The sequence below is a fragment of the Bordetella sp. H567 genome, from assembly GCF_001704295.1.
GTDB lineage: Bacteria > Pseudomonadota > Gammaproteobacteria > Burkholderiales > Burkholderiaceae_B > Bordetella_C.
Window position 1 is genome coordinate 4,376,646 of record NZ_CP012334.1, and the last position, 13,067, is coordinate 4,389,712.

At 66.4% G+C, this 13,067-nt stretch carries 9 protein-coding genes and 1 other RNA gene; all 10 read right to left on the reverse strand.

The window, feature by feature from the left end; all coding sequences use genetic code 11:
* Positions 1 to 176: 176 nt before the first annotated feature.
* A complete protein-coding gene (ftsW, locus tag AKI39_RS19675; RefSeq protein ID WP_066639905.1) occupies positions 177 to 1,370 on the reverse strand; it encodes a putative lipid II flippase FtsW in 1,194 nt (397 codons plus the stop codon).
* A 45-nt stretch (positions 1,371 to 1,415) separates the two neighbouring features.
* Complete coding sequence (gene murD, locus AKI39_RS19680) at positions 1,416 to 2,960, reverse strand: UDP-N-acetylmuramoyl-L-alanine--D-glutamate ligase (RefSeq protein ID WP_066639915.1); 1,545 nt, start codon at positions 2,958 to 2,960, stop codon at positions 1,416 to 1,418.
* Complete coding sequence (mraY, locus tag AKI39_RS19685; RefSeq protein ID WP_066639916.1) at positions 2,957 to 4,126, reverse strand: phospho-N-acetylmuramoyl-pentapeptide-transferase; 1,170 nt, start codon at positions 4,124 to 4,126, stop codon at positions 2,957 to 2,959. Before mraY ends, murD begins: the two co-directional genes overlap by 4 nt.
* Positions 4,116 to 6,965, reverse strand: coding sequence for a bifunctional UDP-N-acetylmuramoyl-L-alanyl-D-glutamate--2,6-diaminopimelate ligase MurE/UDP-N-acetylmuramoyl-tripeptide--D-alanyl-D-alanine ligase MurF (murF, locus tag AKI39_RS19690; RefSeq protein ID WP_066639917.1), 2,850 nt, complete (start codon positions 6,963 to 6,965; stop codon positions 4,116 to 4,118). Before murF ends, mraY begins: the two co-directional genes overlap by 11 nt.
* Entirely contained in the window at positions 6,962 to 8,692 is a 1,731-nt protein-coding gene (locus tag AKI39_RS19695; RefSeq protein ID WP_066639918.1) for a peptidoglycan D,D-transpeptidase FtsI family protein, read from the reverse strand. Before AKI39_RS19695 ends, murF begins: the two co-directional genes overlap by 4 nt.
* Positions 8,689 to 8,973: a cell division protein FtsL gene (gene ftsL / locus AKI39_RS19700; protein WP_066639921.1), complete on the reverse strand. Its 285-nt coding sequence runs from the start codon at positions 8,971 to 8,973 to the stop codon at positions 8,689 to 8,691. The genes AKI39_RS19695 and ftsL overlap by 4 nt, the downstream gene beginning before the upstream one ends.
* Positions 8,973 to 10,052, reverse strand: a complete 1,080-nt coding sequence (gene rsmH / locus AKI39_RS19705; protein ID WP_066639924.1) for a 16S rRNA (cytosine(1402)-N(4))-methyltransferase RsmH — start codon at positions 10,050 to 10,052, stop codon at positions 8,973 to 8,975. Before rsmH ends, ftsL begins: the two co-directional genes overlap by 1 nt.
* Before the next feature lie 7 nt (positions 10,053 to 10,059).
* Positions 10,060 to 10,488 carry a division/cell wall cluster transcriptional repressor MraZ gene (gene mraZ, locus AKI39_RS19710; RefSeq protein ID WP_066639927.1) on the reverse strand — a complete coding sequence of 143 codons (429 nt, stop codon included), beginning with the start codon at positions 10,486 to 10,488 and terminating at the stop codon, positions 10,060 to 10,062.
* Between the two features lie 240 nt (positions 10,489 to 10,728).
* Positions 10,729 to 11,138, reverse strand: an RNA gene (rnpB, locus tag AKI39_RS19715) — RNase P RNA component class A.
* Positions 11,139 to 11,253: 115 nt separating this feature from the next.
* Positions 11,254 to 12,963 carry an acid phosphatase gene (gene acpA, locus AKI39_RS19720; RefSeq protein ID WP_235610681.1) on the reverse strand — a complete coding sequence of 570 codons (1,710 nt, stop codon included), beginning with the start codon at positions 12,961 to 12,963 and terminating at the stop codon, positions 11,254 to 11,256.
* Positions 12,964 to 13,067 lie beyond the last annotated feature (104 nt).

The window sequence follows — 13,067 nt, forward strand, 5'->3', positions numbered from 1 at the left end:
CCGGGCGAACGCGCTGGACGATGAGCCCTCCTGTCGCTGCGCGACTGCCTCCCCAAGGGAGGGCACGCGTTCTTCGGGCGGCCGGGCGAACGCGCTGGACGATGAGCCCTCCTGTCGCTGCGCGACTGCCTCCCCAAGGGAGGGCACGCGTTCTTCGGGCGGCCGGGCGAACGCGCTCATACCCGCCCCCCGCGCATCATCGTGCGACTTTCGAGGTCCACGCGGATCAGCATGGCCAGGGCGACGAGATTCATGACGACACCCGAGCCGCCGTAGCTCATCAGCGGCAGCGTCAGGCCCTTGGTGGGCAGCAGGCCCAGGCACACGCCCATGTTGATGAAGGCCTGGACACCGAACCAGATCGCGACGCCCTGCGCCAGCATGCCGGCGAACGTGCGCTCCATGGCGATGGCCTGGCGGCCGATTTCGAAGCCGCGCAGCACGATGATCGCGAACAGCGCAATCACGAGCATCACGCCGGCGAAGCCCAATTCCTCGCCGACCACCGCCATCAGGAAGTCGGTATGGGCTTCCGGCAGGTAATGCAGTTTTTCGACACTGGCGCCCAGGCCCACGCCGAACCACTCACCGCGGCCCAGCGCGATCAGCGAATGCGACAACTGATAGGCGCTGCCATAGGCGTTGTCCTGGTTCCAGGGATCCAGATACGCGAACAAGCGCGCACGCCGCCAGGGCGATGCCCAGATCAGCAGCAGGAAGGTGCTGACCAGCACGCCCAGCAGGCTGCTGAAATACTTGCCGTTGATGCCGCCCAGGAACAGGATGCCGATGGCGATGGCCACGATCACCATGAATGCACCCAGATCGGGCTCCAGCAGCAGGAACATGCCGACGCCACCCAGCGCGCACGCCATCGGCAGGAAGCCGCGCGCGAAATTCTGCATGTGTTCCTGCTTGCGCACCGTGTAGTCGGCCGCGTACAACAGGGCCGCGACCTTCATCAACTCGGAGGGCTGGAAGTTGATCGGTCCGAGTGGAATCCAGCGGTGCGAACCGTTCACCTCGCGTCCGATGCCGGGCACCAGGACGATCGCCAGCAGGAACAGCGCCAGGACGAACAGGGGCACGGCCAGGCGCTGCCATGCGCGGATCGGCACGGTGATGGCGCAGGCCGCGGCGATCAGGCCGACGGTCACGAAGGCGGCATGCCGCACCACGAAATAGTATTGGCCGTAGGCCGCGTAGCGCGGCCCGTCCGCCAGCGCGATGGAGGCCGAATACACCATCAGCAGGCCGAGCGACAGCAGCGTCCCGGCGGCGATGACCAGCGGCATGTCGAAGCTGCGCATGCGCGTGCGCCCCGGCCGGACCGCGTTCACGCTTCCCGTCAGATCGGCGAACAAGCTCATCGTTGGCCTCCCTTATCGCTGCGCGGCGCGCTCACTGGTGTACCCTCATGCCACTTCCCCCCGGTCCAATGCCAGTTCCTGCGCTTCTTGCGCGAAGACCTGGCCGCGGTGCACGTAGTTGCGGAACATATCCATGCTGGCGCAGGCGGGCGACAGCAGGACCGCATCGCCGGCCTGCGCGAGCGTCATCGCCTGGCGGACAGCGTCGCGCATGTCGGCCGCCTGCACGCAGGCGACACCGGTGGCCGCCAGGGCCTTGCCGATCTCCGGACCGTCCTGGCCTATCAGCACCAAGGCGCGCGCATGACGCGCGACCGGGGCGACCAGCGGCGAAAAATCCTGTCCCTTGCCCAGGCCCCCGGCGATCAACACCACCGGCTGGCCCAGTCCTTCCAGCGCCGCCACGGTGGCGCCGACGTTGGTGCCCTTGCTGTCGTTGATGAAATCGACATCGCCGATCCGCCGCACGAACTCCACGCGGTTCGGTTCGCCGGCATATTCGCGCGCCGCGCGCAGCATGGGGCCCCAGCCGATGTCCAGTGCGCGGCCCAGGGCCAGCGCCGCCAGCGTGTTGGTGGCGTTGTGCATGCCGCGGATGCGCAGGGCATCCACCGGCATCAGCCTGGACACGCGCCCCGGCGGCCGCGACGGTGGCGGCGCATCCTTCTTGCGGCGGGCCGGCGTGGGGGCGGGAATGTCGAAATCGCTGGCCTCGCTGGCCGCCAGCCATGCCACGCCCTGGCCCGGCTCCAATCCCATGTCGCCGACCAGTACCGGCAGGTCGCGGCCGAAACTGCGCACGCGCGTGTGGTCCAGGCTTTCCACCATGCCCGCCGTCAAAGGATCGTCGCGGTTCACGATGGCGATGCGCGCCATGGAGAGCAGGCGCCCCTTGGCTTGCGCATAGGCCTGCATATCGCCATGCCAGTCCAGGTGATCCTGCGTGACGTTCAACACGACGCCGGCATCGGCGGCCAGACTATGCGTGGTCTGCAGCTGGAAGCTGGATAGCTCCAGCACCCAGGCTTGCGGCAGCGTGTTGTTATCCAGTGCATCCATCAGCGCGGTCAAGGCGGCCGGGCCGATGTTGCCCGCCGCGCGCGCGGTCATGCCCGCGGCTTCGATCATGGCCCGGGTCAGGGCCGTCACCGTGGTCTTGCCGTTGGTGCCCGTGACGGCCACCAGGCGCGGATGGTAGTCGCGGCTTTGCGCCAGCGCGGCCAGCGCCCGGGCGAACAGCTCGATTTCGCCCACGATCTCGATGCCGCGCTTCCGGGCTTCGGCCAGCAGCGCCTGCGCGGGCGGCTGGTCGGGCGCCAGGCCCGGACTGATGACGACCTGCGCCACGCCGTCCAGCAGCGCGGGATCAAAGGCGTCGCCGCCCAGGCGATAGTCGGGTTGTTCCTGTTCGGCCATCCCGTCGAATACCGCGCGCAGCTGTGCCAGGCCGCCCGGCTGTTCGCGGGTGTCGGCGATACGCAGGCGCGCGCCGCTGCGCGCGCACCAGCGCGCGGCGGCAATACCGGTTTCGCCCAGTCCTAGAATCAGGACGCGAGACGTATCCGAGACGGAAAAATCCGTTGCGCTCATCGCAATTTCAACGTTGAAAGGCCAATCAAAACCAGCATCATGCTGATGATCCAGAACCGCACGACAACCTGGGTCTCTTTCCAGCCGCTCACTTCAAAATGATGATGCAGCGGCGCCATGCGAAAGATGCGCCGGCCTTCGCCGTACTTGCGTTTCGTGTATTTGAACCAGCTGACCTGCACCATCACCGACAGCGTTTCAACGACGAACACGCCGCCCATGATGAAAAGCACGATTTCCTGGCGCGCAATGACGGCCACGGTGCCCAGCGCGCCGCCCAGGGCCAGCGCGCCGACGTCACCCATGAACACCTGCGCGGGATAGGCGTTGAACCATAAAAACGCCAACCCGGCCCCCGCCAGCGCCGCGCACAGCACCAGTAATTCCGCCGCGCCGGGCACATAGGGGAACAGCAGGTACTTGGAATAGTCGGCACGCCCGATCACATAGGCGAAGATGCCCAGCGCCCCGCCCACCATGACCGTCGGCATGATGGCCAGGCCGTCCAGGCCGTCGGTCAGGTTGACCGCGTTGCTGGTGCCGACGATCACGAACCACGTCAGCGCGACAAAACCCAGCACGCCCAGCGGATAGCTGACCGTCTTGAAAAAGGGCACGATGAGGTCCGCGCGCGTCGGCAGCGGCATCGTCAATCCGCTGGCCACCCAATTGCGGAACAGCGGCCACAGCTCGGTATTGGCGGGCGCGGATACCGCGAACGCCAGGTAGACGGCCGCCACCAGGCCGATCAGTGCCTGCCAGAAAAACTTCTGGCGCGCCGGCATCCCTTCCGGATTGCGATGCACCACCTTGCGGTAATCGTCCATCCAGCCGATCAGGCCGAATCCGAAGGTGACCAGCAGTACGACCCAGACGAAGCGGTTGCTCCAGTCGGCCCACAACAGCGTGCTGACGCCGATCGCGATCAGGATCAGCGCGCCGCCCATGGTCGGCGTGCCGGTCTTGACCAGATGCGTCTGGGGGCCGTAGGCGCGTACGGCCTGCCCGATCTTGAGTTCCGTCAGCTTGCGGATCACGCGCGGGCCGAAGAACAGGCCGATCAGCAGCGCCGTGGCACACGCGAACACCGCACGCAGCGTGATGTATTCGAAGACCCCAAAGGTACGGATATCGTCGGAAAGCCAGCGGGCGATCTCAAGCAGCATGCTGTTCTCCCTGCCCCAGGGGCGCATGTCCATCGTTACTGACCAACACCTTCACTACCCGCTCCATGCGCATAAAGCGCGAACCCTTGACCAATACGGCGCCTGCGCTTGCATCGCGCAGCGCCGTCACAATTTCTTCCACACTCTCGCAAGCCCTTGCGCCCGTTCCAAAGGCCGCGGCGGCATCCGCGGCGGCCTTTCCCAGGCTAAGGAAGAGATCGATGCCACGCTCTCGCGCGTATTCGCCGACTTCGCGATGCATCGCCGGACCATTGGCGCCGACTTCACCCATGTCCCCCAATACCAGCACGCGGGGTGCGGGCAATTGGGCGAGTACGTCGATGGCCGCTCTGACGGAGTCCGGATTGGCATTGTAGGTGTCATCGACCAGCAATGTTCCGTCACTCAATCTGTGCCGCTGCATGCGGCCGGACACGGGGCTGAAGGCCGCCAGCGCCTTGCACGCGGAGGCCAGTGGAGCCCCGGCGGCCAAGGCGCAGGCGGTCGCCGCCAACGCGTTGCGCAGATTGTGCATGCCCGGAACCGGTAGCTCCAGCATCGCTGTGCCAGCAGGTGTGACCAATTGGCACCGGACGCCCAGCGCGTCGGCGTGCACGTGGTCCGCGTAGACGTCCAAGCCGGCCTGCGTACCGAAGCGCAACACGCGTGGCGTCGCGCTCAACGCATCCCACGCCGCGGTGTAGGCATCATCGCCGGGATACACCGCATAGCCATCCTGCGGCAGCGCGGCCAGGACAGCGCCGTTCTCCTCCGCGACGGCTTGCACGGAATGCATGAATTCCTGATGCTCGCGCTGCGCATTGTTTACCAGGGCGACCGTGGGTGCAGCCATCGCCGCCAGCAGCGCGATTTCGCCGGGATGGTTCATGCCGAGCTCGAAGACCGCGGCCTGGTGATGCGCACGCAGGCGCAGCAGCATCAGGGGCAGGCCGATCTCGTTATTGAAATTCCCCGCACTGGCGAAGCGCTGTTCCGCGCCCAGCCAATCCGCGAGGATGGCGGATATCATTTCCTTCGTGGTGGTCTTGCCGTTGCTGCCGGCAACCGCGATGACCGGGATATCGAAGCGCGCTCGCCAGGCAGCGCCGATGCGGCCCAGCGCCAGCCGCGTATCGCCCAGCACCAGCTGCGGCATCCGCACGCCGTCGACCCGGCGCGCGACGACCGCGGCCACCGCGCCCTGGTCCTGCGCCTGCTGCAGGTAATCGTGCGCATCGAAACGTTCGCCCGCCAGCGCCAGGAACAACTGGCCCGCGCCTATCGTGCGCGTATCGGTCGAAACCGCGGACACGGCGGGGAGCAGCAGCGCCAGCCGTGCCCATTCACGATCGTCAAAGGGAAGCTTGACGCCGGCGATTTCCTGGTAGGTTTCGTGCCCCTTGCCGGCCAGCAGCACCACGTCCTCCAGGCGCGCGGCCCAAATGGTGCCCATGATGGCCTTCGCACGATCCGGCTCCACGGTCAGCGACGCGCCCTCGCCGATACCGGCGCGGATCTGCGCCAGGATAGCGGCAGGGTCCTCGCTGCGCGGGTTGTCGCTGCTGAGCACGACATGATCGGCGCCTTGCGCGGCAATGGCGCCCATGACGGGCCGCTTGCCGGCGTCACGATCGCCGCCGCAGCCGAACAGGCACAACAGCCGTCCGCCGCGTGCCTGGGCCACGGGCCGCAGCGCCGCCAGGGCCCGCTCCAGTGCATCGGGCGTATGGGAATAGTCGACCACCACCATGGGACCCGCAGGCGCGCCAAGGTCGGCGGACAAGGGGACCGGCGTGACGATTTCCATCCGGCCGTCGACCGGTGTGGCGGCGGCGAGTTCGCGCGCGATATCGGACAAAGGCCAGCCCAGCGCCTGCAGTACGCCGGCGACCAACAGCAGGTTGGATAGGTTGTGCTGGCCCAGCAGCCCCGTCATGATCTGCGCTTCGCCCTGCGACGTGGACAGCGTGAAAATCTGGCCGTGGCCCGTCACCGCCAGGTCGCGCGCGCGCAGATCGGCAGGTGTGTGGATGCCATAGGCCAGGACGCGCTCGGCAGGCAGCGACGCGATCAGCCGCCGACCGGCCTGGTCGTCGGCGTTGACCACGGCCTTGCTCAGTCCCGGCCAGGCGAACAGGCGGGCTTTCGCTGCCTCGTACGCCGCCATGGTGCCGTGGTAATCCAGATGGTCCCGGCTCAAGTTGGTGAACGCCGCGATGTCGATGCGCACCCCGTCCATGCGCCCCTGCTCGATGCCGATGGAGGATGCCTCCATCGCCACCAATTGAGCGCCGGCCCGCCGCATCTGCGCCAGCAGGCGATGCACGGCCAGCACGTCAGGCGTCGTCAGGTTGCCCGGCAGCGCCTGCCCACCGGGCAGCGTGGCGCCCAGCGTGCCGATGGCGCCGCAAGGCTTGCCGCCGTGCGTCAGCGCGCGGGCCAGCCATTGCACGCACGAGGTCTTGCCATTGGTGCCGGTGACGGCGATCACGGCCAGGGCAGCGGAAGGCGAGTCATACCAGGCATCGGCCAGGGCACCCAGCATGCCACGCAAGCCGTCGACCACGCACAGCGGCACATCGGATGCCAGGACCTCGGACAGCGAGGCGCGCGGCCCTTCGACCAGGATGGCGGCCGCGCCCCGCGCGATCGCCTGCTGTATATATAGGCTGCCGTCGCTGGCCCGCCCGCGGCACGCGACGAACACGTCGCCCGCCGCGACTTCGCGCGAGTCCAGGCGCAGATCGGCCCCCGGCGCGGCGTTGGCGCGCAACCATGCTACGACGCCGTCCGCATCGGACGGCGTCGCAACGGGGGAATCCAGGCCTGTGGCGTTCATCTCATCCGCTCCTGCAAGCCTGCCACCACGGTGGATTCGAATGGCGCATCGGGCTGGACATTCATCAGCCGCAGGCTGCCACCGACGATGGTGGAAAACACGGGCGCCGCCACCGCGCCGCCATAGTAGCCCCCGGTCTGCGGCTCGTCGATGGTGACCGCAACGACGATGCGCGGATTGGACACCGGCGCGAAACCCACGAAAGAGCTGCGGTAGCGGCTGGTGCTGTACCGGCCGTCGACGATCTTGCGGGCCGTGCCGCTCTTGCCCGCCACCCGGTAGCCCTGCACCTGGGCCAGCTTGGCGCCGTCCGGTCCGGCGGCGGCTTCCAGGAAGCCCCGGATCAGGGCCGCGATCTTCGGCGGATAGACCTTGACGCTGGTGGGCTCGCTATCGCGCTTGACCAGCGTCAGCGACACCATATCGCCATCGCGTGCAAACACCGTGTAGGCGCGCGCCATCTGCAGCAGCGACACCGACAGGCCGTAGCCGTAGGCCATGGTGGCCTTTTCGATCAGCCGCCAGCGCTCCCAGGGACGCAGGCGCCCGGGCGCCGCACCCGGGAAACCCAGCTGGGGCGCCTGCCCCAGACCCAGTTCCGTGAAGCGGTCCCACATCTCGCGGGGCTCCAGTTTTTCCGATATCAGCGTCATGCCGATATTGCTGGAACGCCGCAGCACGTCCGCGACGTTGATCGTGCCGTTGCGGCTCACATCGCTGATCGTCGAGCCCTGGTAGCGGAAATGGCCGTTGCCCGTATCGAACATGGTCGATGTGGTGATACGCCCCAGATCCAGCGCCAGCGCCGCCGTGAACGGCTTCATGATCGAGCCCGGCTCGAAGGTGTCCGTGATGGCCTGGTTGCGCAGCGCATCCGAATCGAGCGAACTGCGATCGCCCGGATCATAGGTGGGCAGGCTGGCCATGCTGAGGATCTCGCCGGTGCGCGCGTCCAGGACCACCGCCGCCGCGCCGCGCGCGTGATGCAGCGCGATCGCGTCGGTGAGCGCTTTGAACACCAGGTACTGCACCCGGGTATCGATGGACAGGCGCAGGTCCTTGCCATTGACCGGCTCCGTGACGGCCTGCACGTCCTCGATGACGCGGCCCAGGCGGTCCTTGATGACCCGACGCGTGCCCGGCCGGCCGGACAGCTGTTTATTGAACGCCAGCTCGACGCCTTCCTGGCCCTGATCCTCGACGTTGGTGAAGCCCACCACGTGGGCCATGACCTCGCTTTCAGGATAGTAGCGCCGCGTCTCGGGCTGCTGGTGGATGCCCGGCACGGCCAGCTGCTTGATCTTGTCGGCGATTTCCATCGGCACCTGGCGCTTCAGGTAGACGAAGTTCTTGTCCTCGTCGGCCAACCGCTTGTTCAGGTCCGCGACCGGCATGTCCAACAGCTTGCTCAGGGCGGCCAGCTGCTGCGGCGGCGCCGCGCGCGCATCGTCCGGAATCGCCCAGATGGCGCGAGCCGGGACGCTGGACGCCAGCACCACGTTGTTGCGGTCCAGGATCTTGCCTCGCGTGGCGGCCAGGGTCAGGGTACGCTCGTAGCGGCGTTCGCCCTGCTGCTGCAGAAAGTCGGTGGTGATGCCCTGCAGGAAAAGCGCCCGCGCGGCCAGGGTGCCGAAGCCCACGAACAGCAGGATGAGGACCAGGCGCGAGCGCCAGGCGGGCAATTGCCCGCGCAACACCGGGCTATTGAAGAAAGGCAGCCGCTTCATTGCGCGCCTCCGGCGACCGGCGCCTGGTTCAGATAGATCGTGCGGTCGGGCACGATGGGGATCATCTTCAGGTCGTCGCGCGCGGCGCGATCGACGCGCGCATTGCGCGCCAGTTCGGCGCGGTCCAGCTGCAAGCGGCGCCAGTCATTGTCCAGGTCGCGGGCCTGTGCCTGCGCGCGGTCGAAGTCGATGAACAACTGGCGCGCCTGATAGCGGCTGGTCACCAACGAAATGGCGCAGGACATGAGCACCAAGGCCAGGAGCAGGCTGAGGCGGCCCATCAGCGCTTCCCCTTGCCGGCGCGCCGCAGGCGTGACGCGGAAAGCGGATCGGCCCCCACAAAAGCGGCGCCGCCACCCGCGGGCAGCGGCACATCGGTACGTTCGGCGACGCGCAGGATGGCCGAACGCGAACGCGCGTTGCCCGCGATTTCGTCGGGTTCCGCCAGCACACGGCCCAGGGAACGCAGCAGCGGCTGCGGCATTTCGCTCTCGCGCAGGGGCAAACGGGAATGCGCGGCCGCCGGCCTGGCGGCCGCCGCGATGAATTGCTTGACCATGCGGTCTTCGAGCGAATGAAAACTGATCACCGCCACCCTCCCCCCCGGCGCGAGCAGATCTAGAGCTGACGCGAGGGCGCGTGCGAGTTCTTCGAGTTCCCGATTGAGGTAAATCCGTAAAGCCTGAAAGGTGCGCGTGGCCGGATGCTGCCCCTTTTCGCGCGTGCGGACGGCACCTGCGACGAGCTCGGCAAGTTCGAGCGTGGTATGCAGCGGCCTTGTTGCGCGGCGAGCTGCAATCGTTTTTGCAATCTGAAAAGCAAACCGTTCTTCGCCATATTCCGCTATGACCTCCCGCATTTCATCCACGCTGGCTTCGGCCAGCCATTCCGCGGCCGTCGGGCCGCGTGTCGTATCCATGCGCATATCGAGCGGGCCTTCGCGCATGAAGGAAAACCCCCGCGCGGCCTCATCCAGCTGGGGCGATGACACCCCCAGATCCAGCATGACGCCGTCCACGCTTCCCACGCCCAAGTCCCCCAGCGCCTCGCGCATGGTGGCGAAACCCGCATGCACCACCGCCACCCGCGGGTCGGAGGCGGCCAATTGCTGCGCCACCGCGATCGCGCTCGGATCCTTGTCGAACACCACCAGCCGCGCCTTGGGCGAGAGCCGGGATAGCAAGGCGCCGGAATGACCCCCGCGCCCGAACGTCCCGTCGACGTAGACGCCGTCCAGGCGGCGCTGCGCGTCGGCGCCATCGTCCCCGCTGCGGCCGGCGGCTTTGCGGCTGCCGAAATGCGGCAACAACAACGCGTCCACCGTCGGCGCCAACAGCACGGGCCGATGTTCGAGTTTCATATCGGCTTCAGAAGGAAAACTGATTCAGCACTTCCGGCATTCCCTGAGCCAGATCTTCCGCCTCGCGGCGGGCCAGGGAAGCGGCATCCCAGAGCTCGAAGTGCGCGCCCATGCCGAGCAACATCACTTCTCGCGTCATTCCTGCGGCATTGCGCAGTTCGGGGGCGATCAGGATGCGGCCGGATCCATCCAGCTCGACATCCTGGGCGTTGCCCAGCAGCAGCCGCTGCAACGCCCGGGCAGACATGGGAAGCGCGGCGATGACTTCACGCTTCTTCTCCCATTCCTGGCGCGGGTAGAGCAACAGGCAACCGTCCGGGTGGCGGGTCAGCGTCAGCCGGCCCTCCGCCTGAGCGACCAGGGCGTCACGATGCCGGGTCGGAATTGAGATCCGACCCTTCGCATCCAGCGTGAGCGCGCTGCTTCCCTGGAACACCCATTCCTCCCACTTAATTGCACAAAAACCTACTTTTTCCCACTCTACGGGAAGGGAAACCTCCGGTCAAGCAACCGGACACATTTTTTTCAATCACAACAAGGACTTAGACGTCACCGTTGAAAACCAAAAATAAAAACCCCCTGATAAATCAGGGGGTTGCAAAATGATCTAAAAGTCCTACCTGAGACTAAGCAAAGAAGGAGATTGCGGGGTGCGCCGCCCCCGCCCCTGCGGGGGAAGCAAGACGGATCTATAGGCCGGATTCTGTACGCCGGGAAACCCGGCGGGCAATCATTCCTCTGGCCCGGCCATTACTGGCCGGATCTAGCCACCTACCCGCATGCTTGGACGAGCCGCCCTTCACGGTCCGAGGACCGTACGCATGCCTATTTGATGTTGCTCCCGGTAGAGGTTGCCGCGTTTCACCCTGCGACGCCACGCCCCGTGACCGGAGCGCGCGACACGGAAGTGGCCGTGCCTGTGCGCGGTTTGACCGCGCCCGCTTCGCAGACTCGTCTCTGTGGCCCTGTTCCTCAGGCGCGCCGCGGTTGCCCGCCGCGCGCCCGGACGGCCGTTAGCCGCTACCGCGCCCTGTGGAGTCCGGACCTTCCTCGATGCATGCGCACCGCGATTGCCCGACCCGTCTTGCCCGGCTATTTTAGACCAAGCCGGAACCCGTCGCCTTCCCGCGGCGCGACAGCACGGAAGCAGGCAAAAAAAAGACGCCCGGAGGGACGAGCGCCTTTTCGCGGGAGAGCGGGCTCAGGTCAGAGAGGTATCCAGCACTTCGCTCAAGTCGCCTTGGTCCGCCCCGGTGTTTTGCTTCAGCGCATCGCGGCGCCTGGTCAGGCCGGGCAGTTCCGGCAGCGACCAGCGGCGCGTGATGAAGCGCAGGATGGAAGTCGTATCGAGCATCGTGTGATCGACATAGCCCTTGCGGACCGTCGGGCCGGCCAGGATGGTCGGAACGCGCGATCCCGGACCGAAGCGGTCACCCTTGGGCGGCGCGATGTGATCCCAGAGGCCGCCGTTTTCGTCATACGTGATGACGACAAGCATGTGGCCCCATTGCGGGCTCTTTTCCAGTTCGGCGACGATGTTGGCGATGGCCTGGTCGCCGCGCAGCACGTCGGCATAGCCGTTGTGCTCGTTCAGGTTGCCCACCGGCTTGTAGAACGACACGGGCGGCAGCTTGCCGGCGCGGATATCGGCGATGAAGCTCTCGCCGTTGACGCCGGCATCCTTCAGGTGCTCGTTGCGCTGGGCGACGCCGTCCGGCGTGGTCGGATCGAAGCGCTTGAAGTAATTGAAGGGCTGGTGATGGAACTGGAAGTTGACGAAGGGTTGGCCATTGGCCTGCAGGGCGGTACCCGTGTAGTCGGAACCCACCCAACCCGAGGGACTCGTCGAGCGCGCCGTCTGGAAGGCCCAACCGCCGCTATACCAGGCCCACTCGACGCCCTTCTGGCTCAAATAATCGCCGATGTTGTCCTGCGTTTGCGGCGGCACGGTGGTGGCATTGGCGGGATCGGCCAGCAGGCCGGCCGCTACGCCCTGCGCGTTCGGCGCCGGCTTGTTGCCGCTGGGCTGGTAGGCCGGCTGCATCGTGTTGATGCCAAAGGCGTCCGGCGTGATCGTGGCGCTGCTGGTCATGAAGATGGACGTGGCTGGCCCGCTCAGCGCGGAATCGGCACCGGCGGCCGCCGGATTCACCGCCAGGTGCGAACCCTGCGGGCCATCGGACAGCGTGGCGACCTTGCTCTTGTTGTTGTCGTTGATGGGTACGACGGGCGGCGCCGCCGCGATCAGGTATTGGTGGTTCAGGAACGAGCCACCGAAAGCGCCCATGAAGAAATGGTCGGCCATCGTGTACTTCTGCGCGACCTTCCACAGGGGCAGCGTATTGGCATTGCCCGTGAAATGCCCCATGACCAGACCGCCGGCGGTATCGGCCCAGGCAACGAACTGGTCGTTCTTGCCGCCGTCGATCTGCATCTGGTTCTGATAGAAGTTGTGCCACAGGTCGGCGTTCACCGCCTTCAGATCCACCCCGGGATAGGTCTCATTGATGGAGAACGGTTTGTTGGCCATCCCCTGCGTTTGCGAGGTCGTGACCACGGGCACGGCGGGATCGAACTGCGCTTTGGCGTTGGTCAGGCCGGCCCATACCGGCGGCAGGGCCGCAAGCACGGTCTTGCCGTCGCGGTCCACCTGGGGCGCGTAGCTTGCCGTGGCAAGCGGGCTGTCCACGCCCGGGTAATCGCTGTACAGGTTATCGAAACTTCGGTTCTCCGGGTAGATCACCACGACGGTCTGGATGTTTTCCACCGCGCGGTCCTCCGCTCGAGCGAAGCTATCGGAAGGCGTGGTGTCCCCTCCGTCGCCGCCACAGGCGGCCAGCGAACCCAGGACCGCTATCGCAGCCAGCGGCCGCAGCGAAAAAGCGCACATCGTGCGGAGAGTCGGTTTCATACCCGGCAAATTCCCTTTGAGCAATGACTTGAGAAAAGTGCCGCCATGGTCGGTCACCAGCATGTGAACCTCATGAAGATTCGCTGACCCCGAACTGAACATGG